The sequence below is a fragment of the Pantoea sp. 18059 genome, assembly GCF_902706165.1.
Classification (GTDB): domain Bacteria; phylum Pseudomonadota; class Gammaproteobacteria; order Enterobacterales; family Enterobacteriaceae; genus Pantoea; species Pantoea agglomerans.
On the sequence record NZ_CACSJS010000003.1, the window covers coordinates 117,023 to 139,239 of the forward strand.

Below are 22,217 nucleotides of genomic sequence, written 5' to 3' on the forward strand. Positions count from 1 at the left end.
GAAGAATAACGAGCCGACTCGGGACTGGAAGCGGTTAAGGCTCAGGGAGGGGCTAATAATCCAGCTCACCTGGCGCAAATGCTCTGAAAGCGTTATCAGACGGCGTATAGCCCAGCACTTCTCGCGTCTGTGTCAGGTCAAAGCGTTTAAAACGGTTATCGGAAATGCCGTAGCCAATAAAGAAGGTGATCTTCTCTGCCTCTACCGCGCCAGTCAGCAATCTGACGGCATCTTCCGGACTCAGCCATGCGCTGTAATCCCGTGCATTATGCAGGCTGTTATCCAGTGCAGGTTCAAACGCCCCGATTCTTAATGCCACACAGCTCAACCCGTGCTGGCTGGCATAGAAGGCGCAAAGTGCTTCACCATAACATTTGGTGACGCCATACAGATTCGCGGGAGAGACGGCCATGCCGGGATGTATCTGGACATCCGCCGGGTAGCCCTCAATGGTCTGCGCACTGCTGGCAAAGACCAGACGACGACAGCGGTGCTCAGCTGCTGCCTTGAGTATCCAGGTCGTAGAGAGAATATTGGCGGGCAGCAGATCGTCGAAACTGGCCTGCGCATCCGGGATACCGGCGAGGTGGATGACGGTATCGACAGGCTCTTCAGCCAGTAATTTCTCCGCCGCACCAGGTTGTGACAGATCCGCCACAATAAAACGATGGGGTGCGGGTATCGTGTAATCCGGCTCACGTAAATCGGTCAGGATAAAACGGTAGTTGTTCTGGCTGGCCGCAAAGAAAGTGCGCCCGATGCGCCCGCTGGCACCGGTAAGAAGGATAACTCTGGTCGTCATCTGCTGATCCTGTTATGCAAAAGAAGCGCTGAGAGGTCAGTTAAACAGAGATTCACGACTCAGGCCTGCGTAGCTTTCCGGATTGTGATCTTAAACAGGTCGCTATGCGCCAGAGTGGCACGGATAAATGCACACGTTACCGCAGCCTTCACTGTGCGCCAGATCACATAAATGGGTTGCTAAGCGCAGCCTGACTTTTTATAGTCTGCCCGCTTCACCCGGACGGGAACACGCTCTGCTTTCTCTCTCCGGCTCACTTCAGTTTTTTCAGTTCTGGCCATTGGGAATCAATTTTGTTAAGAAAAAATCATAAAACCGACGATGCCGGTTTTGTCCGCTGGGCATTACTGGCCCTCGCGCTGGGCGGCTTTGGCATCGGTACCGGTGAGTTCATCATGATGGGCCTGCTGCCAGATGTTTCACGCTCCCTTGCGATTACCGAGCCGCAGGCGGGCAACGCCATCGCCAGTTACGCACTGGGCGTGGTGGTCGGTGCGCCGTTTATTGCGGTGCTGGCGGCGCGAATGGCACGTAAATCGCTGCTGCTGATCCTGATGGCGCTGTTCAGTATCGGTAATGTTGCCAGCGCGATGGCTGACAGCTATCACGGCCTGCTCGTGGCGCGTTTTCTGACCGGGCTGCCTCACGGCGCCTACTTTGGTGTGGCGTCGCTGGTAGCCGCCTCGCTGGTGCCGATTGAACGTCGTGGCCGCGCGCTGGCGTCACTGATGCTGGGACTGACGGTGGCGACCCTGATTGGTGTGCCGCTGGGCTCCTGGATAGGTCAATTATTTAGCTGGCACGTGGTGTTCACCTTTGTGGGCGCAATTGGTCTGCTGACCTGCCTGCTGATTGGCCGCTATGTCCCTTACACGCCTGGCGATGTGGATGCGCATCCGCTGCGGGAACTGGGCGCGCTGAAAAACGCGCAGGTGTTGCTGACCCTGCTGGTGGGGGCGGTAGGATTTGGCGGGATGTTCGCTATCTTCAGTTATATCGCGCCGACGCTAATTAACATTGCTGGCATCTCCCCCTCGCTGATCCCCTGGGCGATGGTGGCGTTTGGGCTGGGAATGATCATCGGTAATCTGGTGGGGGGCCGTCTGGCTGATGGCCCGGTGCTGAATATTATTGGCTGGACGCTGTTATGGAACGTGCTGGTGATGCTGGCCTTCCCGGTGCTGGTTCAGCATGTGGCAACCGGCCTGCTGGCCACATTCCTGATCGGCACCTGCTCAGTGTTGCTGCCGTCATTGCAGATTCGCCTGATGGATGTCGCCAATGAGTCGCAAACCCTGGCGGCTGCGATGAACCACTCGGCGCTGAACATTGCCAATGCGATGGGCGCGTATCTTGGGGGCCTGACGGTGTCGCTGGGCTATGGCTGGATCTCCACCGCGTGGGTGGGTGTTGCGCTGGGCGTGGCCGGTCTGATGGTCTTTGTGCTCACGGCGCGACATGCTGCCCGTCAGCAGACTCAACTGGCCTGATATGAGTAAAGCAGGGCGCAGCGATACTGTTTATCGCTGCGCTTTATTAGTACAGGGCCGCCGTATTATTTTTCAGCAATAATTAACCGCACTATTATTGACTCTCTGACCGTTCAGCGAAAATTATCATTCTGTCAGCCCTGATATTTCAAAATGCTCGGAAAATCAACAAGGGCGCTCCGGACGTCTGGATGTTAAAAGTAAATTAAAATAATGTTTGCTAATGTCGGTGAGGCGTGGCTTAATAGCGTCATCGGTTTGGAACACAGACCTTATCAAAGCAGTTTTAGTAAAGCAGTCCTCAGTGCAAGCGATATCACAAGATACCCTTATTCATGAGTCTCCTCCTAAAAGCCTGGTAAGTTACCTTCTGAAAGACAGGCCATCTTCGCCACTTTGTGGCTCATAAATTAAGGAATTATCGATGTCTAATAAAATGACTGGTTTAGTAAAATGGTTTGACGCTGGTAAAGGTTTCGGTTTTATCTCTCCTCAGGATGGCAGCAAAGATGTATTCGTACATTTCTCTGCAATTCAGAGCAACGATTATAAAACTCTGGACGAAGGTCAGCAGGTCGAATTCACTATTGAAAACGGCGCTAAAGGTCCTTCAGCGGCAAACGTTGTCCCTATGTAAGCCTTAATTATCAATAGTGCATTATCAATGCGTGATGGCAATAGCCTCAGCAGATAAGCCTGATATTGATAATTAATTAAAACCCGCCTTGTGCGGGTTTTTTGCGTTTATGATTTGCCTGATGCTTACGCGATGTTTTTTGCCCGCGCCAGAAATCCGCGCGGGCCAGTAAAAAATGTTCAGCGCACGCTGGCGATCAGCCACTGCTGCAACTCTGTCAGCTCCGCGCGTTGCTCCGGGAAATCCGCAATAAGCTGAATCAGCACCGGTTCAAGGGCATCGGGCCGATAGGTCACACCCTGCAACCGCTGCGCCAGCGCTTCCAGCGGCGCAGGGTTGAGGCTGTCGCTGAAAATCTGACAGCGGCTGATCACGCCGCGTTCTACATCGAAATGAATCTCCACACCACCCCAGACAAAACGCTGGTCCAGCAGATGCGAGAAATCGGGTGCCTGACCGAAATTCCACTCCCAGCTACTCTGCTTTGCGAACTGCTCTCTGAAACCCGGCAGATCGGGCAGGGCGTCGGGAGAGATCCTCTCTGGCTCACAGCGCTCACCGTAATAGTTGAAAAATGCGTCCGTCACCGCGGAGCAGATCGCCTGATAGCTGATACCCGGCGTTAACTCCGCCAGATTGGTCACTCTGGCGCGCACTGAGGTAATCCCCTTCGCCTGCAATTTCTTCACATCCGGATTAAGGTAATCCGCCAGGCGGGAGAGGTCGGCATCCATCAGAATAGTGCCGTGATGGAAACCGCGATCCGGCGTTTCACGGTAGGCTGAACCGGATATTTTGCGCAGCCCGTCAGCGGTGTTCACCACTAAGTCATTACGGCCAGAAGCCTCCGCGGGTACGCCAAGCGAAGTCAGTGCGCGTAGGATGATCTCAGTCGAGACGCTTTTATTATACTCCGGCTTGCCGGCCATAAAGGTAAAACAGCAATTGCCGAGATCGTGAAACACCGCGCCACCGCCGCTGCTGCGACGTGCCAGCCGGATGCCATCTTCCGCCATTCGTCGGGTATTGCACTCTTTCCACGGATTCTGTGCCCGCCCGATCACCACCGTTTCCGCATTACGCCACAAAAACAGCACCCGCTGGGTGGCCGGCATCTGGCGGAAAATGCACTCTTCTACCGCCAGGTTAAACCAGGGATCGTTGGATTCAGATAACAGTAAACGCAGCGTGGACATCGGTGACTCCCGTTCCTTAAGAGAAGAGGCCCATAAAGCAGGGCAGAAGGCAGAGTGTACCAGCCGGGAAACGGGACTACATGCCTCTTCATGCCGTGATGCTGCGGCAAAAAAAGATAAAATGCCGTCTGCAGAGTAATCGCGGCAGATTGGTGTACGACATTATGACAATATGGATAAGGAGTGTGCTGATTCCCCTGCTTATTTTCCCTTTGAGAGAACAAAAACCGTATGAACGCTTCCGCTGGCATAGCGATGAAGATCACCGCTGCTTTAAGTAGCACGCTGATGCTGGCCTGTGTAAAAGAACTCGATGGGGCGATACCGGTCGGCGAAGTGATATTTTTCCGCTCGCTGCTGGCACTGGTACCGCTGTTAATCTGGTTGCGCTTGCAGGGTAGCGTGCTGGATGGCATTCGCACCCGCAATATCCGCGGGCATTTTGTGCGCGGGCTGGCCGGAACCGGTGGTCTCTATTTCAGTTATCTGTCGCTGCTCTACATTTCTCTGACCGACGCCACGGCTATCAACTATGCCGCGCCGCTGTTTACCGTGCTGCTGGCGGCGCTATTTCTGCGCGAAAAGGTGCGTCACCATCGCTGGGTCGCGGTCTTTACCGGTTTCAGTGGCATTCTGGTGATGTTCTCCGGGCATCTCACACTGACACGTCAGGCAACATTTTCCCTTTCTGCATCGGCGGGTATTCTGCTGGCGTTGATGGCGGCCTTCTGTACCGCCTGTGCGCTGGTGCAGATCCGCTTTCTTAACGGCAAAGAGAAGCCGGGCGCCATCGCTTTCTGGTTCGCTATCACCACGGCCTTAACGTCGCTGGTCACGCTGCCAGGCGGCTGGAAAGTGCCGCATGGCAATCAACTGGCATTACTGGTGGGATGTGGGCTGCTGGGCGGTATTACTCAGATTCTGATGACTCTGAGCCTGCGCTATGCTGAAGCGTCGTTACTGGCCCCGTTCGACTACACCACCTTAATCTGGTCAGTGGCGGTGGGTTATCTGCTGCTCGGCAATCTGCCAACCTCCACCACGGTGATGGGTGCGATTCTGGTGGTAGCAGGCGGCCTTTACTCGGTGCTGTATGAGCGTTACCGCTTCCGTAAAGCGCGGATAGTTAATGCCAGTCGCTGATCGGCCCGCCCGGCATCGCCTTGTTATTTCCAGAGTGATAACGCAGAGTTAATAATTTGTGATCGCGGCGAAGGAACCGAGGGCTGCATTCGTTTACGTTGTGAGCAATCAGAATGTAATCGATTACTTATTCGTGAGGTTCCCATGATTGCAACAGTGCAGGAGAGAGCAGGCCAGCAGATGCAGCATAAGCTGCTGGTGCCGCGCCTCTCTCTGATGATGTTTATGCAGTTCTTTATCTGGGGCAGCTGGTCGGTGACGCTGGGGCTGGTAATGACTCGTCACAACATGCCGTTGCTGATTGGGGATGCGTTTTCGGCCGGACCCATCGCCTCGATTCTCTCGCCGTTTGTGCTCGGTATGCTGGTGGATCGCTTTTTTCCCTCGCAGAAAGTAATGGCGGTGATGAACCTGGCGGGCGCAGCGATTCTCTGGTTCGTGCCCCAGGCGCTAATCGCGGAGAACGGGGCGCAGCTGATCGCACTGTTATTTGGCTATACGCTCTGCTTTATGCCGACGCTGGCGCTCTCAAATAACATCGCCTTTCACAGCCTCGCCAGCAGCGAGAAAAGCTTTCCCATCGTCAGAGTCTTCGGCACCATCGGCTGGATCGTGGCGGGGATCTTTATCGGTGTAACGGGCATTGCTGACAGCGTGGCAGTGTTCCAGCTGGCGGCGCTCTGTTCGGTACTGCTGGCGATCTACAGCCTGACGCTGCCACATACGCCGGCTCCGGCCAAAGGATTGCCGTTAAAAGTTCGCGATCTCTTCTGCGCCGATGCCTTCGCACTGCTGCGACTGCGTCATTTCCTGGTCTTCGCTATATGTGCCACCCTGATCTCTATTCCGCTCGGCACCTACTACGCCTTTACCGCCTCCTGGCTGGCGGATGCCGGAATCCGGGAAGTGAGCACCCTGATGTCACTGGGTCAGATGTCTGAAATTGTTTTCATGCTGATCATTCCACTGCTGTTCCGCCGTCTTGGCGTGAAAGTCATGCTGCTGATTGGGATGACAGCGTGGTTTGTCCGCTATGCACTGTTTGCGCTGGGCATGAGTGATGAGACGCGCACGCTGATTTACCTTGGCATTCTGCTGCATGGCGTCTGCTATGACTTCTTCTTTGTGGTGGGATTCATCTACACCGATCGGATCGCCGGTGAAAAGGTCAAGGGGCAGGCGCAGAGCATGGTGGTGATGTTCACCTACGGCATCGGCATGCTGCTGGGATCGCAAATCTCAGGTGCGCTCTACAATCAGCTGGTGGCGGGTAACGCCAGCGCAGAGAGCTGGGCGATATTCTGGTGGATCCCTGCCGTGGCGGCTGCGGTGATTGCGATTATTTTCTTCTTCTTATTCAAATACCGTGATTAAGCGGTAACTGAACTCAGGAGTCACAGATGAAAACAGTTAAGGGACCCGGCATCTTCCTGTCTCAGTTCATTGCCACCCAGCCGCCTTTTAACTCACTGGCGGGGCTGGCGGAGTGGGCCGCCGGGCTGGGATACCGGGCACTGCAGATCCCCTGCCACCAGCCCGCTATTTTCGACCTTGAGCAGGCAGCGGTCAGCCAGACTTACTGCGACGAGGTGCGGGGAACACTGGCCGGTTTCGGGCTGGAGATCAGTGAGCTTTCAACGCATCTGGAAGGGCAACTGGTTGCCGTGAACCCCGCATACGATCACTCTTTTGATAATTTTGCGCCTGCCGCGCTGCGAGGCGATCCCGCCCGGCGCACCGACTGGGCCATCGCTACGCTAAAGCATGCGGCTGCTGCTTCTGAAAAACTCGGCCTGCGCGCACATGCCACCTTTTCCGGCTCGCTCGCCTGGCCCTGGTTCTATCCCTGGCCGCCACACCATGAAGCCTTGTTTAATGAGGCGTTTGCTGAGCTGGCGCGCCGCTGGCTGCCGGTGCTGGACAGCTTTGACCATCACGGTGTGGACCTCTGCTATGAAATACATCCCGGCGAAGACCTGCATGACGGTGTCACGTTTGAGCGCTTTTTGTCAGAGGTGAATCACCACCCGCGCTGCAATATCCTGTTCGATCCCAGCCATCTTCTTCTGCAACACATCGACTATCTGCAGTTCATCGACCTCTATCATCCGCGTATCAAAGCCTTTCACGTTAAGGATGCGGAGTACCAGTTAAATGGACGCAGCGGAGTATATGGCGGTTATCAGCCGTGGCTGGCGCGCGCCGGACGCTTCCGCTCGCCGGGCGATGGCCAGATCGACTTCAGCCGCATTTTCAGCAAACTTGCCCAGTACGACTATGACGGCTGGGCGGTGCTGGAGTGGGAGTGCTGTCTGAAGGATGGCGAGAACGGGGCGCGTGAAGGGGCGGAATTTATCCGCCGGCATATCATCCCGGTGGCTGACCGCGCTTTTGATGATTTTGCTTTAGCAGAGAACGCCCCTTCGGTGCGCCATCAGCTGGGTCTGGATCGCGACGTCTGAGGCGGCATTGATTCAAAGGTTTTCTGTGGGTGAGTTTTAAAACAGAGGGATCGCTATGTCTATTCAGAAAATCGCCCGGATGGCGGGTGTGTCGGTCGCCACCGTTTCCCGTGTGTTGAATAACAGCGACAGCGTAAAACCGGCTAACCGGCAGAAAGTCCTTGAGGCAATCGAAGAGAGCAACTATCAGCCTAATCTGCTGGCGCGCCAGCTGCGTACGGCGCGCAGCTCGATGATTCTGGTACTGGTTTCCGATATCTCTAACCCGTTTTGCGCAGAGGTGGTCAAAGGCATTGAGGAGCAGGCGGAGAGAAATGGCTATCGCATCCTGTTGTGTAACTCGGGCGCGGATATTGCCCGTTCGCGATCCAGCCTGCAACTGCTCTCCGGCAAGATGGTGGATGGCATTATCACCATGGATGCATTCAGCAAGCTGCCGGAGCTGAGCCAGCTGATAGGCACGGCACCCTGGGTTCAGTGCGCCGAACATGATGATAATGGCCAGATCTCCTGCGTCGGGATTGATGATGACGTCGCTGCGCAGTCAGTGGTGCACTATCTGGCCGGACAGGGACGTCAGCGCATTGCGCTGATCAATCACGACCTCCGCTACCGATATGCCCGCCTGCGTCAGCAGGGCTACGCACATCAACTCAAAGAGCAACAACTGGCATGGCAGGCCATCGCTTACGCCAGTGAGTTAAGCTTCAGCGCCGGAAAAGCCGCGATGAATGAGCTGCTGGCGGGCGAGACACGACCTGACGCCGTGTTTGCGGTTTCCGATACGCTAGCAGCGGGTGCCATGGCGGCGATACAGCAGGCGGGTCTGCGGATACCTCAGGAGATTGCCGTGGTGGGTTTTGACGGCAGTGAACTGGCTGACATGGTATCGCCGCCGCTGACGACTCTGGCTCAGCCCTCCAGGGAGATTGGCCGTCGTGCCTGTGAGCTGGTGCTGCAAAAAATCATCCGGCCAGACTCTCCGCCACAATGTGTGATCATGCAGGGTGAGCTGGTGGTACGAGCCAGTAGCTGAAGGATTAATCCGCAAAACCTGGCCCCGCCATAACCTCGTCTTTATTGTCTACTAAAACGCGACAGTCATTGCCAGTTCACGCCATTGTGTGACTACCTGGTTTACTTATATGCTGTTTCCATCGAAGGGCATTCGCACTTCCCGAATCAACGAAGGGGCAGAATATGATTGAGCAAAGATTGTCAGAGCAACGCGGCGTGGGCGATCACGGCTGGCTGAATTCACGTCACACCTTCTCTTTTGCAAACTACTGGGATCCAAAGCAGGCGGGCTTTTCAGATCTGCTGGTGATCAATGATGATCGGGTAGCCAAAGGTCGCGGTTTTGGCGCCCATCCTCACAGCAACATGGAGATTATCTCCTATGTCCTGGAGGGCGCGCTGGAGCATAAAGACTCCATGGGCACCGGCTCTGTGATTGTTCCCGGGGATGTGCAGCTGATGAGTGCCGGTAGCGGTGTGACTCACAGTGAGTTCAACCACTCGGGCACCGAGGGTGTTCACTTTCTGCAAATCTGGGTGGTGCCGGCAGAGAAAAATAGCCCGCCAGTCTACCAGCAGGTCTCCGTCAGCGAAGCGGATAAACGCGGTAATCTGCGACTGATTATTTCGCCGGAAGGTGAAAACGGGGCATTGCGGGTGCGCCAGGATATTCGCATCTATGCGGGACTGTTCCAGGGGGATGAGCAGCAGACAATCACTCTGCCGGACGACCGCTATGCGTATATTCATGTGGCGCGCGGCAGTGTCAGGGTAAATGGCCTGCAATTTAGTGCCGGAGACGGTGCGCGGGTTCGCAATGAGAAAACGCTGTCGTTCAGTCACGGTGAAGGAGCGGAGGTGTTGTTATTCGATCTGCGTCCCAACGAAGTGAATCATCCAACCCGTTAAAATGAAAACTGCGCGGCTGTCACCGCGCAGTTTAAGATTGTTGACTAAATCTGCCAATGCCAGCTTTGAGATCGAGTCTGCGCAGAAAACACGGCCAGATCGGAAAGACGCAAAAGCTGTCATCCATGACTGCTCGACCCGCGCCGTCCCTGGCGCGGGACGCTTTCCTCTTCTGGCCGTGTTATCTGCGCGTTGAGCTTATTTGTTGCGGTCAGATGCAGTCTGAAACTGCGCGGCTTCCACCGCGCAGTTTTTTTGCATCACTGCGCGTTAAGAAACGCCAGCAGATCCTGATTCAGTTGATCCTGATGCGTCACCGCAAAACCGTGCGGCGCATTGTCATAAACCTTGAGTTCAGCACCCTCAATCATCTCCGCCGCCACTTTGCCGGTGGATTCAAACGGAACGATCTGGTCGTTGCTGCCATGAATCACCAGCGTCGGCACATTCACTTTCGCTACGTCAGCACGGAAATCGGTCTCAGCAAAAGCGGTGACGCAATCAACGGTGCTCTTCAGCGAAGCGAGCAGCGCGATGTTCAGCGTCTGCGTCATGACGCCATCAGAAACGGTCTGTCCGGCATTGGTACCATAAAACGGCGTAGCGAACTCTTTGATAAACTGCGCGCGATCCTTAAGCAGGCCATCACGAATCCCTTCAAACACCGACATATCGACACCCTGCGGGTAGTCTGCCGTTTTGCCAAAGATTGGCGTGACGGCACCGAGAAGCACCAGTGCCGCGACGCGATCGCTGCCATAGCTGCCGATATAGCGTGTGACGTCGCCGCCACCCATTGAGAAACCCACCAGCGTCACATTCTGCAGGTCAAGATGGGTGATCAAATCGTTGATGTCAGAAGCAAAGGTATCGTAGTTATTACCGGTCCAGGGCTGATCAGAACGACCAAAACCACGACGGTCAAAGGCGATAACCCGATAACCGTGTTCCGCCAGGAAGTTCATCTGGCTGTCCCACATATCGGCATCCAGCGGCCAGCCGTGGCTGAACAGAACCGGCTTACCGGTGCCCCAGTCTTTAAAGTAGATCTGTGTGCCGTCGGTCGTTTTAAAGGTGCTCATGGTATTGCCCTCTGTATGACGTGATGGATGAAAAGATGGTGTGCCAGTCACGCTGGCGCCACCAGATAGCGAACCTCGGGTGAATGTTCACCCTGATGAAAAGCGAAAACCCGCCGCTCTATCTTTTTGTCGTTGATGGTGTAGCGCTCTTTCTGACGCAGATGCTCGACCCAGGAGCCGACGACAAAGGTCTCAACGAAAATGCCGGGCTGCAGAATATCTTCATACAGTGACCAGTTGATGGCGCCACCGCGACGCCTGACCCGCCGCATATCCTGCATGCAGACGGTAAAGGCATGTGCATCATTAATAGTAATCCGGTATTCGTAATTCACCATCACCGGGCCGCGTTCGTGACGAATATCCAGTGCGGGCGCGTTAACGCCATCACCAATCATATCGAGATTGAGGTCGGGATCCTGGTCGAGCCGCCACCGCCAGACGGTGCTGCTGGCCAGCACCATGCCCAGTGCGGCGATGCAGAGCGACAGCGGAATGCTGAAGTGCGAGGCGAGCTGGCCCCAGAGTGCGCTGCCAGCGGTCATGGAGCCGAAGAACACCGTCAGATAGACCGCCAGCGCGCGAGCTTTTACCCATTTCGCGGCGCTGCGCTGTGCGCCGAGATTCAGCGTCGAGAGCACGGCAATCCAGGCAAATCCGGTAAAAAATTCAAACGCATTCAGTAGCCAGAAGTGGCGTACAAAAGCCAGCGCCAGCATGGTCAGGGCGAAAACAAGACTGGCGAGTACCATCAGGCGATCGGAGCTCAGGTGACGACGCAGGCGCGGCAGCAGCACCGCGCCGGTAATCGCGCCAACACCGATACAGGCCAGCATGATGCCGTAGCCGCCAGGGCCAAGGCCGAGTTCACGACGCGCCACCAGCGGCAGTAATGCCCAGCCCGCGCTGCCAAACAGGAAGAAGGCAAAGGTTCGCACCAGCACATTACGCAACACCGGTGCCGCGTGAACGTAGCGGAGTCCGGCACGCACCGCCGGAAAGAAGTGCTCGGGCGGGAGGCGCTGCACGCTTGGCTCCGCCTTCCAGCGCCAGAGCACCCAGGCGACGCCCAGCACTGAGAGCGCATTCAGCAGGAAGACCATCCAGGGACCAGTGAACGAGAGGATCAGGCCACCCAGCGCCGGGCCGATGGCACGACTGATATTAATACCGAGTGAGTTAAGGGCAATGGCCGCACCCAGCTCCGGTTTCGACACCAGATCCGGCACTACCGCCTGAAATGGCGGTGAACTCATGGCGGCACCGGCGCTCAGCAAGAAGGCTGCCACCAGCAGCACCTCGGGAGTGACATGGCCGGTCCAGGCGAGCACCGTCAGTCCACAGGCGGCGATAAAGGTCCATAGCTGGGAAAACAGCAGATATTTGCGGCGGTCAACGATATCCGCCATCACGCCTGATGGCAGCGCGAACAGGAACATCGGCAGGCTGCTGGCTGCCTGCACCAGCGCCACGGCCAGCGGATCGGCACTCAGCGTCAGCATGCTCCAGTTCACACCCACATCATTCATCCATGAACCGATGTTGGAGACGACGGTGGCGATCCACAGCATGCGGAACACCGGCCTGCGTAGCGGCTGTAACGGCGAAATCTCGCCAGCGGCCTGGACCTCTGGCTGCTCCTGCTCCAGCTGGTGGATATCATTAACCTGCGCCATGACGAACCCCCTGATGTTTCACCGCGCCGATTCGCCAGCCGCCAGGCCCGGTCAGCGCCAGCGTGGTAAAGATAATCAGCAGCAGCCAGCCGAACTGGCCTTCCGCCAGTGACCAGCCAGGGTGTACCACCAGCATCGCGACCAGCAGCACCGCGATGATCGGCAGGCAGGCAATCCGGGTACCCCAGCCGAGAATAATAAAGATCGGGCAGATGACTTCTGCCACTATCGCTGGCAGCAGGCTCATCATCGGTCCCAGACCAAACGGGTCTTCTATACGCGTCAGTTCTTCGCTGAAATGCAGAATTTTCGGCAGTCCATGCACCTGTAACAGCAGCAGGCTGCCGGTCAGGCGCAGGAAGAACAGCCCCGCGTTGATGCGGGGCGATTGAGTGATAGCGTTATTCATGATTAAAACGCGAAGCAGCTGCAGCCGAGCGCGCCCCAGAAGGCGTTATCTTCGGCAACCGGAACGCTGGAACCACGGGCGATCTCATGCGAGTGGCGATGAACACCGCAGGGGCCGCTGCAGTGGTGCACAGCGGGCATCATACCCGCACGGCTCTGCGCAACCGGCGGAGCGCTGCGATAGTGACCAGGCACATTCACCACCGGTGACCACTCAGGCAGAACCGGAATAGCGGGCGGCGCATCCGCGCTGAACGATCCGGCGGCATAGACAATATTGCCATCCACCACCGTCAGCACTGACTCAATGCCTTTAATTTCCTCTTCCGGCACGCTGAAGAAGTCTTTGCTCAGCACGGCCAGATCCGCCAGAAGACCTACCTGAATCCGACCTTTTTTATTTTGTTCGCTGGAGAACCAGGCGCTGCCCTGCGTCCAGAGCATCAGTGCCGTTTCACGGTCAAGGCGGGCATTGACGTCATACATCTGCATCCCACCCACGGTGCGGCCGGAAACCAGCCAGTAGAGCGCGGTCCAGGGGTTATAACTGGCGACGCGGGTTGCATCGGTGCCGAGTCCGACCGGGACGCCGGTTTCCAGCATTTTCTGAACCGGTGGAGTATGGCGGGTGGCTTCAATGCCGTAGCGCTCAGCAAAGTATTCGCCCTGGAATGCCATGCGATGCTGCACCGCAATGCCACCGCCCAGCTCTTTGATACGATCGATATTGCGCTGAGTAACGGTTTCCGCGTGGTCAAAGAACCAGTGCAGACCATTGAACGGGATATCGCGGTTGACCTTCTCAAAGACATCCAGCATCCGGCTGATCGACTCGTCATAGGTCGCATGCAGACGGAAAGGCCAGCGATGTTCCACCAGATGACGCACCACGCGCTCCAGCTCATCCTCCATGCCAGGCGCTAAGTCCGGACGTGGCTCCAGAAAATCTTCGAAGTCGGCGGCCGAGAACACCAGCATTTCGCCTGCGCCGTTGTGACGGAAATAGTCGCTGCCCTGGCCTGGCGTCAGCATATCCGTCCACTTCTCAAAATCTTCCAGTTCATGCCCCGGACGCTGAGTGAAGAGGTTGTAGGCGATACGCAGCGTCATCTGCTTTTTCTGATGCAGTTCAGCGATCACTTCGTAATCTTCGGGATAGTTCTGGAAGCCGCCGCCCGCATCAATGGCGCTGGTCAGACCCAGTCGATTCAGCTCGCGCATAAACTGACGGGTCGAGTTGATCTGCTGTTCCAGCGGCAGTTTCGGTCCTTTGGCCAGGGTGGCGTAGAGGATCATCGCATTGGGACGGGCGATCAGCAGGCCGGTGGGATTGCCGTTGCTGTCGCGCTGGATTTCGCCACCCGGCGGGTTCGGTGTCTCTTTGGTGTAGCCGACGACTTTCAGCGCTGCGCGGTTGAGCAGGGCGCGGTCATAAAGATGCAGCACGAAGACCGGCGTGTCGGGGGCAGCTTCGTTGATCTCATCCAGCGTGGGCATCCGTCGCTCGGCAAACTGGAACTCGGTCCAGCCGCCTACCACACGCACCCACTGCGGTGACGGCGTGCGCAGCGCCTGCTCTTTCAGCATTCGCAGCGCATCGGCAACCGACGGAACCCCTTCCCAGCGCAGCTCAAGGTTGTAGTTCAGACCACCACGTATCAGGTGCAGGTGGGAATCGTTCAGGCCCGGTACGGCGGTGTGACCTTTAAGATCGATCACTTTGGTGCCGTCGCAGTGATACTCCATCGCCTCTGCCAGTGTGCCTACCGCAACGAATTTGCCATCACGAATCGCAACCGCTTCTGCCACCGGATTGCTGCGGTCAACAGTATGAAATTTGCCATGGGTCAGTATCAGTTCTGCTTTACCCAGCGTAACCATAGATCCTCCTCAACGGGGTTGTCCGACGTAGTGCGGGACAGGAAGTGCCGCAGATAACAGGGCACGAATAAGCCGGATTATGGTGAGCGGGTTAATGCGTCGTCTAGTTATACAGAGGGATACCTATACCTTCGTATAGTTATACGCAGAGATAATAGTTTGCCGTCGCCCGTCGCCCTACACTGCGACCAGACAGCCAGCAGCAGGACGTTAAACCTGCACTGATCGTCCTTTTGTTCCGCGCCAATTGGCGAAAATTCCGTTACATAACCTCTATGGGTGAACGCATGTCCAACGCTAAGCTTGAAGTCCTCACGCCACATAACAGCCAGATTATTTTCATCGACCAGCAGCCGCAGATGGCCTTTGGCGTGCAGTCGATTGACCGCCAGGTGCTGAAAAACAACACCGTTGCGCTGGCGAAGGCGGCGAAAATCTTCAATATCCCCACCATCATTACCACCGTCGAAACCGAAAGCTTCTCGGGCCACACCTATCCTGAACTGCTGGATGTGTTTCCGGGTCAGGACATTCTGGAGCGCAGCTCAATGAACTCCTGGGATGACCAGAAAGTGCGTGATGCGCTGGCCGCGAACGGCAAGAAAAAAGTGGTGGTGTCCGGTCTCTGGACGGAAGTGTGTAACAACAGCTTTGCGCTGTGCGCAATGCTGGAAGGGGATTACGAGATCTATATGGTGGCGGATGCGTCAGGCGGCACCACCAAAGAAGCGCACGACTACGCGATGCAGCGCATGATTCAGGCGGGTGTGGTGCCGGTCACCTGGCAGCAGGTGATGCTGGAGTGGCAGCGTGACTGGGCCAACCGGGACACTTACGATGCGGTGATGAACATCGCCAAAGAGCATTCAGGTGCCTATGGCATTGGTGTGGATTATGCCTACACCATGGTACACAAAGCGCCGTCACGTCAGAAAAGTGAACACCGTACCCTGGCACCGGTTCACGCACCGGTCCGCTAAGGGACGTCCTGCTGATCGGCTTTCTTCTGCCGGTCAGCAGGCATAACAGGAGTCCGGTTATGAATCCTTTACTGCTTTCTCTGGCTGCAGGGGTATTGATTGGCCTGCTTTACGGCCTGCTAAAGGTGCGTTCACCGGCTCCGCCCGCGATTGCGCTGGTGGGGCTGCTGGGGATGTTGCTGGGTGGGGCGCTGGTGCACGCAGTCTTGCCCGCAGAGCATACGACCACACTGCAGCGATCGGATGCGCCGTTTGTTACACCTGTTTCGCGGGTAAGCTGAACATGTTGAAATCCTACATTATTTCTCTCACGGTGGGGCTGCTTGCCGGGGTAATCTATGCCCTGATCAACGTGAACTCTCCGGCACCTCCGGTTATTGCTTTAGTGGGGCTGTTTGGCATGCTGGTGGGTGAGCAGTTGATTCTGCTGGGTACGCGTCTGTTCCGCCGTCAGCCGGTGACGCTGAAGTGGTTTCGCCATGAGTGTGTGCCAAAAATCAGTGGGACACCGCCACCCGATGGCGATGACCACCCTTAAGTCCTCGCGTGCCGTACGATGAGGCGTTTCAGAGGATAACTGCATGGCGCTTTCACAGCGTATTGTCATTGTGGACGATGAACGCGCGGTCCGCAGTGGACTCAGCAATCTGTTGCATTCAGACGGCTATTCGACCCGACTATTTGAGTCAGGTGAGGCGCTGCTGAGCGATGACGATGCGCTTTCAGAGGTGGGCATGCTGATCATTGATGTCGGACTCAAGGGCATGTCCGGCTTTGAGCTATTCACTATTTTGAAACAGCGGGCAGGTCTGCCACCGGTGATTTTTATCTCAGCAGATCTGGAAGAGACCACCCTGTGGTATGCCATTGCCTTAGGTGCCGTGACTTTTTTGCGAAAGCCGATTGATGTTGATACGCTGCTGACACTGATCCGTTGCGAGTTATCTCAGGGAAAGGTGCGCTGATGAGCATGCTTTCGGTTAATTTTCAGGAGAGTGACGACGCAGGTAACGCGATTGAAGATTTCGACACGCTGACGCCGCTGGCGCAGGATGGCTGTCTGCTCTGGATGCTGGCGCGCCGTCACTCAGGTGAGTCACTGATAATCGCCACCGGACAGAGTGACGACGTCACGTTTCAGGCGACGCAGCGGTTGAAAAATGAACGAGCGCTGGCCGCTTATCTTTCGCCCCGCTGGGCCATCACCGCGACGGGCACCACCCGTTACCTCAACCGCTATGCGCTGATCTACCCCACATTTCCGTTTCGCAGCCTGGCGAATAACCTCGCGACCCCTCCCGATAAAATCGCTGACTTCCTGCAGGTTGCATTGCAGCTTTGCTACACGCTCGGCCAGGCGCATCATCAGGGCATCGTGCATGGGGATATCAAGCCGGGCCATTTTTTTATTAGTGACGATGGCCGGTTCCGGCTGGGCGGATTTGGCCTCTCCTCGCTGGCGGCACAGTCGGCGGAAAAAAACAGCCTGCGCGTCTCAGGCGGTACGCTGGCCTATATGTCACCTGAACATACCGGCCGCACGCCGCATCCGGTCAGCAGCCTCAGCGATCTCTACAGTCTGGGTGTCGTGCTGTATGAGTATCTCACCGGTAAGTTGCCGTTTGGCTCACCAGATGCGGGGGAGGCGGAGTGGATTCATCATCACATCGCCAGCGCACCCCGGCCAGCCGGACAGGTCAGAGAGGATGTGCCGCCGATGCTCTCTGTGATTCTGCTGCGTCTGCTGGCAAAGTCACCTGCTGACGGGTATCAGACCGTGCAGGGGCTGATGGCTGATTTACGCCGCTGTCAGGCTACGCTGACCGCAGAAAACACCATTGCGCCGTTCACGCCCGGTCTGCAGGAGCGGTTCAGCACCAGTTTCCGGCCCGAGACACTGTTCACGCAACATTCGCAGGCTCGCGTGCTGCTGACGACGCTGGATGCGGTCAACCGTACCGGCACGCAGAGCCTGGTGATGCTGAGCGGTGCGCCCGGCTCGGGTAAGTCCGCCATTATCGCTTCCGCCCTGAAAACCCTGCAGCACCGACAGATTCTGCTGGCCGCCAGCAAGGCCGATCAACATTCGCCTGCCGTACCTTATGCCGCAGTCGCCTCAGCGTTTCGCACAGTCACGCTTTATCTGCTGGGATTGTCAGCCCTGGAGCTAAGCAAATGGCGGGTTCGCCTGTTGCGCTTGCTGGGTGGCTATACCGATTTAGCCATTGAACTGGTGCCTGAACTAAAACAGCTGCTGAATATCCGGACAGTGCAGCCGGTGGTGCGCCATGCCCCGGACGCCCGCGAGCAGTTTAATCAGATGGCGTCTGCGCTTATCCAGGCCTTTGCCACGCCGGGCCGTCCGCTGGTGATGCTGATTGATGATGTTCACTGGGCAGACAATGCCACGCTGCAACTGCTGGAAAATCTGATTACCCGTAATGAGCATCTGCCTTTTATGCTGGTGCTCGCCTTCCGGGAGGGTGAGTCGATGCCCTGTCCGATGATTGCCGGGTTTCTGCTGCGCCTCAGAGCATCAGCGGCACGTGTCGTGGCGCTGACGCCGCAGCCGCTCAGTGTTAAAAGCATCACCCGCTGGCTGGCGGGAATGCTGCATACCCGTCCCGGCGGCAATCGTGAGCTGGCACAGATTATCTTTGAGAAAACCGGCGGTAATCCGCTCTCGATGCAGGAGTTCTTCCGTCAGGCGGTGGATGATGGGGTGATTGTCTATCGTCAGAACCCGCTGAAGTGGCATTACGACAGCCAGGCGCTGATTGCGCGTCAGTACACCGACAATGTGGCGACGCTGGTATTAAATCAGCTGGCGCGGATGCCGGAGGCTACACGCCAGCTGCTGGGTTCGCTGGCCTGTCTGGGGGCCAGCGGTGAACTGTCGCTGTTAAGTCATATCAACGCGACGTCCGTATCGCGGATTCAGCAGCAGCTTGAGCCTGCCGTCAGCGGCCGTTTTATAACCCTGACTGGCGGGAACTACGCCTTTACCCACGACCGCGTGCATAACGCAGCGTTTTTACTGCTCGACCTCCTGCAGCAACACTCTCTTCATCAGCAGGCGGCGGCATGGCTGTCGGCCGCGGTTGTAAATGCCGATTACAGTGAGACGCTGTTCCGCGCGGCTTATCACATCGGCATGATTGCTGAACTGCCGCTTAGTGTCGCAGATCGTGAACGCTATTATCCCCTCTGTTTACATGCTGCGCAGGGAGCAAAACGTGCCGGGGATTATCTCTCGGCGCTGCGCTATCTGCGCAGCGCCCAGCAACTCAGCCAGCGGATGGTGACCGGCAATGACTTTATGCTGGGCATTGATGAGGCTGAGTGCGAATTTCTGCACGGTAATCTGACGACCGCGCAAAAGCTCTGTACCCGACTGCTGAGTGAGCCAGGCACGCTCAGTGAAAAATCGATGGCAGCCTGTCTCTCTGCTGAAATTCATATGCGTCAGTCCGACAACCATCTGGCGCTGGAAACTGCGCTCGCCTGGCTGGCTGTCTTTGGTGTGCATCTCAGGCGTGATCCGGACGACGCGGAGATTGACGCCGCCTGGCAGGCGATCAGGGCGCGGATTGGCGATTCCCCGCAAGCGGCTTTTTCCCGACTGCCACGCAACACCGATCAGGAAACTGAGTCGGTGCTGAACCTGATGGCCAGCACCATCTTTGTCTCCGCCTACGACTGCCCGCAGCTGCATCTGTTGCTGGTCTGCCGGATGCTGGAGATGACGCTGGATCACGGCGTGACCGGTGCTTCTGCGTTTGGTCTCGCCTGGTTCAGCGTGCTGATCAGCGAACGCTATCAGGCCTGGCATTTTGGCTATGCCTGCGGCCGGGTGGCCCGTGAGCTGGTGGAGCAGCATGACTTTACCCGCTATAAAGCCCGCACGCTGCTGCCTCTGGATCAGCTGGGGATCTGGACGCAGCCGCTGGATGTGGCCGTAGAGAGTGCCCGTGATAGTTTTCGCGTCGCGGTGATGCACGGTGACCGATCCTTTGCCTGCCTCTCGTTGCGTCATCAGATCATGAACACGCTGACACGCGGCGATCACCTGGAGTCGGTCATGACCTCCATTGAGCGCGGACTCGCTTTTACCCGCAAAACCTTTTATCCCGATGTTGAGAACGTGCTGGTCATGCAGAAGCAGCTGGTGATGCAACTGCGGAACAGCAACGGGTTCAGGGCAGGCGATCGCGATGGCGCTTTGCCGATGGTGGCGGGCAGCGAGCCGGGCGTGATCTCTGGCCCAAAAGCGATGGTGCTGTTCTGGGCGGGGTTGTATCGGGGAATGGCGCATTTCTTTGCGGCAGAATACCGGGAGGCGCTGCGCTGTTTTGCAGAAATTCGTCCGCTGACCAGTGCAGTGCCCGCTTACATCTACCTGATGGATATGCATTTTTACAGTGCACTATCGCTGAGCCTTCAGCCCGGTGCGGCTGACAGCAACACGCTGCGTTGCGATCTGGACAAATTTGCGGGCTGGGCCGACCTCAATCCCGGACTCTTTGCTGATAAATATGCCCTGCTCAGGGCAGAGTGTGCCCGTCTTGCGGGCAACACGGGCGAGGCGCTGAAACAGTATGAAAATGCGATCTGTCTCTCCCGCCAGGGGGGATATCTGCACATTCATGCGCTGGCGAATCAGCTGGCTGGCCGCTACTGCAAATCATTACAGCTAGATACCGCCGCCGATGCCTACGTTAAAGCGTCGATGAGAAGCTGGGAGAGCTGGGGCGCGCTGGCGATGGTGCGCCAGCTTGAGCAGCACTATCCGCATCTGACCACGCCGATGCAAAACAGTGCAGTGGCGACCATTCCCTTTACGCAGGATGCCTCGTTCTACGACCTGGAGAGTGTGCTGACCGCCGTGCGCGCCCTGACGGAGGAGATCAACCTTGATCGGTTGATTCATACCCTGATGCGCATCCTGCTGGAGCGGGCCGGTGCCCAGCGCTGTCGGCTTATCCGGATTCTGGATGGTACGCTTCCGGAAACCCAGGCCTGGGCAGAAAGCACGGCTGATGGCGTGCGGGTGCAGATTGTCAAAGAGCGCCCCGTCGCAACTGACCTGCCGCTATCGGTACTGGCCGCGGTCATCCGTACCGGTCAGGAGATACGTACTGGCAAGCCGGAAGAGTTCAGTCCGTTCAGTCAGGATCCTTACCTGGTGGCCTCGGGCGCTGCGGTGTTATGTGTTCCGATGTTCAGGCAGGCCAATATGGTTGGGGTGCTCTATCTGGAGAATCGCCTGATGCCCGATGCGTTCACGGCTGAACACTCCCACATCGTGAAAACGTTGAGTGCTCAGGCGGCGGTTTCGCTGGAGACGGCACGACTCTACGCTGAGCTACTGGAGGAGAACAACCATCGGCGACGGGTTGAGAAGCAACTGCGCGCCAGCAAAACCTCGCTGATGCTCGGCGAGAAGATCAGTCATACCGGCACCTGGCGCTGGGAAGTGGCAGAGGACATGATGATGGTGTCTGAAGAGTATGGCCGTATTCTGGGCCTGCCAGCCCATCAAAAAGGGTTGTCGATGGCAGATTTTCTGACCCGCGTTCATCCCGATGATTATGAGTGCATCAGCGAACTGGTGACGCACAGCGTCAGTCAGGGACGTAGTATGCAGGCTGAGTTCCGTGTGATCAGGCCGGATGGTGAATGCCGTTATATCAAAGGCATCGGAGAGCCGGTAGAAAACTTCCCCGAGGTGAAAGAGTACTTCGGCACCATTTCCGATATCACATCGCAGCGCCAGGCAGAAGATGCCGCGCGCATGGCACAGGCGGATCTGGCCCGTGTAACCCGCGCCACCACAGTCGGGCAACTGACAGCCTCAATCGCGCACGAAATTAACCAGCCACTGATGTCGATCGTGGCCAATGCTGGTGCCAGCCTGCGCTGGTTAAAGCGTGAACCAGTGATGCTGGAGAATGCCAGCAGCAGTCTGGATGAAATTATCAAAGAGGGAAAACGTGCCGGAGAGATAATTCGTGGCCTGCAGGCGCTGACCCGCAATCATGAATCGAGCTTTGCCTCGGAAAACCTCCATCTGATCGCTCGCGATATTCTGGCGCTCTCCCGGGTGGAGCTGGAGCGACGCGGAATTTCGCTGGAGCTGAAACTGAAGGCCGAAAAGGCGGATATCTATTGCGACCGCGTTCAGATTCAGCAGGTGCTGCTGAATCTGGTGATCAATGCCATTGATGCCATGTCCGACGATTTACCGCGCGCGGCGCTTTTGCGGCTGACGTCAGAGAACCCGACGCCGGACACGCTGCGTTTTGAGGTGCTGGACAGTGGTTGCGGCTTGCCGGATGGCGTGCGTGAACGGATTTTTGAGTCGTTTTACACCACGAAGAAAAGTGGCATGGGTATGGGATTAACCATCAGCAAAGGGATTATCAAAAAGCATTGTGGTGAGTTAGGCGCAGAGAACCGGGCGGAAGGCGGCAGCCGTTTCTGGTTCACTCTGCCACTTGGATAATCGTATTGAGGCCAGGTGTCTGCCTGGCC

The 22,217-nt window shown here is 56.8% G+C and carries 18 protein-coding genes; 12 read left to right on the forward strand and 6 right to left on the reverse strand.

What is annotated here, in order from left to right:
* Window positions 1–52: 52 nt before the first annotated feature.
* A complete protein-coding gene (locus GVJ63_RS10020; protein WP_052271581.1) occupies window positions 53–802 on the reverse strand; it encodes an NAD(P)-dependent oxidoreductase in 750 nt (249 codons plus the stop codon).
* 293 nt (window positions 803–1,095) lie between these two features.
* Between GVJ63_RS10020 and GVJ63_RS10025 the strand changes: the two genes are divergently transcribed.
* On the forward strand, window positions 1,096–2,292 hold the full coding sequence (locus tag GVJ63_RS10025) for an MFS transporter (RefSeq protein WP_033760352.1): 1,197 nt from the start codon (window positions 1,096–1,098) through the stop codon (window positions 2,290–2,292).
* Between the two features lie 424 nt (window positions 2,293–2,716).
* Window positions 2,717–2,929 (forward strand): RNA chaperone/antiterminator CspA, encoded by a 213-nt coding sequence (cspA, locus tag GVJ63_RS10030; RefSeq protein WP_003855207.1) that lies wholly within the window; start codon window positions 2,717–2,719, stop codon window positions 2,927–2,929.
* A 179-nt stretch (window positions 2,930–3,108) separates the two neighbouring features.
* On the opposite strand, the gene GVJ63_RS10035 is transcribed toward cspA, so the two are convergent.
* Window positions 3,109–4,125, reverse strand: a complete 1,017-nt coding sequence (locus GVJ63_RS10035) for a lipoate--protein ligase A (RefSeq protein WP_159226790.1) — start codon at window positions 4,123–4,125, stop codon at window positions 3,109–3,111.
* Between the two features lie 231 nt (window positions 4,126–4,356).
* On the opposite strand from GVJ63_RS10035, the gene GVJ63_RS10040 reads away from it, so the two are divergent.
* The 5 genes from GVJ63_RS10040 (at window position 4,357) to GVJ63_RS10060 (ending at window position 9,656) form a co-directional block, all read left to right on the forward strand.
* Window positions 4,357–5,268: a DMT family transporter gene (locus GVJ63_RS10040; RefSeq protein WP_010247205.1), complete on the forward strand. Its 912-nt coding sequence runs from the start codon at window positions 4,357–4,359 to the stop codon at window positions 5,266–5,268.
* A 144-nt stretch (window positions 5,269–5,412) separates the two neighbouring features.
* A complete protein-coding gene (locus tag GVJ63_RS10045; RefSeq protein ID WP_045140125.1) occupies window positions 5,413–6,642 on the forward strand; it encodes an MFS transporter in 1,230 nt (409 codons plus the stop codon).
* Window positions 6,643–6,668: 26 nt separating this feature from the next.
* Window positions 6,669–7,730 carry a sugar phosphate isomerase/epimerase gene (locus GVJ63_RS10050; protein ID WP_045140124.1) on the forward strand — a complete coding sequence of 354 codons (1,062 nt, stop codon included), beginning with the start codon at window positions 6,669–6,671 and terminating at the stop codon, window positions 7,728–7,730.
* Between the two features lie 55 nt (window positions 7,731–7,785).
* The gene (locus GVJ63_RS10055; RefSeq protein WP_159226791.1) at window positions 7,786–8,766 is read left to right on the forward strand and encodes a LacI family DNA-binding transcriptional regulator; all 981 of its coding nucleotides are present in this window, start codon (window positions 7,786–7,788) and stop codon (window positions 8,764–8,766) included.
* Window positions 8,767–8,930: 164 nt separating this feature from the next.
* Window positions 8,931–9,656, forward strand: a complete 726-nt coding sequence (locus tag GVJ63_RS10060) for a pirin family protein (protein ID WP_045140122.1) — start codon at window positions 8,931–8,933, stop codon at window positions 9,654–9,656.
* 260 nt (window positions 9,657–9,916) lie between these two features.
* Here the strand turns inward: GVJ63_RS10060 and GVJ63_RS10065 are convergent, their stop codons facing one another.
* From GVJ63_RS10065 to GVJ63_RS10080, 4 genes are read right to left on the reverse strand one after another with little or no spacing between them, the layout of a single operon-like run.
* Entirely contained in the window at window positions 9,917–10,738 is an 822-nt protein-coding gene (locus GVJ63_RS10065) for an alpha/beta fold hydrolase (RefSeq protein ID WP_010247190.1), read from the reverse strand.
* A 47-nt stretch (window positions 10,739–10,785) separates the two neighbouring features.
* Window positions 10,786–12,414, reverse strand: a complete 1,629-nt coding sequence (locus GVJ63_RS10070; protein ID WP_045140121.1) for an MFS transporter — start codon at window positions 12,412–12,414, stop codon at window positions 10,786–10,788.
* On the reverse strand, window positions 12,401–12,823 hold the full coding sequence (locus GVJ63_RS10075) for a DoxX family protein (RefSeq protein ID WP_033769030.1): 423 nt from the start codon (window positions 12,821–12,823) through the stop codon (window positions 12,401–12,403). The genes GVJ63_RS10070 and GVJ63_RS10075 overlap by 14 nt, the downstream gene beginning before the upstream one ends.
* 2 nt (window positions 12,824–12,825) lie before the next feature.
* Window positions 12,826–14,703, reverse strand: coding sequence for an amidohydrolase (locus GVJ63_RS10080; RefSeq protein WP_022624300.1), 1,878 nt, complete (start codon window positions 14,701–14,703; stop codon window positions 12,826–12,828).
* A 287-nt stretch (window positions 14,704–14,990) separates the two neighbouring features.
* On the opposite strand from GVJ63_RS10080, the gene GVJ63_RS10085 reads away from it, so the two are divergent.
* From GVJ63_RS10085 to GVJ63_RS10105, 5 genes are read left to right on the forward strand one after another with little or no spacing between them, the layout of a single operon-like run.
* Window positions 14,991–15,683 carry a hydrolase gene (locus GVJ63_RS10085; RefSeq protein WP_045140120.1) on the forward strand — a complete coding sequence of 231 codons (693 nt, stop codon included), beginning with the start codon at window positions 14,991–14,993 and terminating at the stop codon, window positions 15,681–15,683.
* Between the two features lie 59 nt (window positions 15,684–15,742).
* Entirely contained in the window at window positions 15,743–15,964 is a 222-nt protein-coding gene (locus GVJ63_RS10090) for a XapX domain-containing protein (RefSeq protein ID WP_033773924.1), read from the forward strand.
* A gap of 2 nt (window positions 15,965–15,966) precedes the next feature.
* The gene (locus GVJ63_RS10095) at window positions 15,967–16,221 is read left to right on the forward strand and encodes a XapX domain-containing protein (protein WP_159226792.1); all 255 of its coding nucleotides are present in this window, start codon (window positions 15,967–15,969) and stop codon (window positions 16,219–16,221) included.
* A 43-nt stretch (window positions 16,222–16,264) separates the two neighbouring features.
* Window positions 16,265–16,648, forward strand: coding sequence for a response regulator transcription factor (locus GVJ63_RS10100; RefSeq protein ID WP_010670332.1), 384 nt, complete (start codon window positions 16,265–16,267; stop codon window positions 16,646–16,648).
* Entirely contained in the window at window positions 16,648–22,188 is a 5,541-nt protein-coding gene (locus GVJ63_RS10105) for an AAA family ATPase (protein ID WP_159226793.1), read from the forward strand. The genes GVJ63_RS10100 and GVJ63_RS10105 overlap by 1 nt, the downstream gene beginning before the upstream one ends.
* Window positions 22,189–22,217 lie beyond the last annotated feature (29 nt).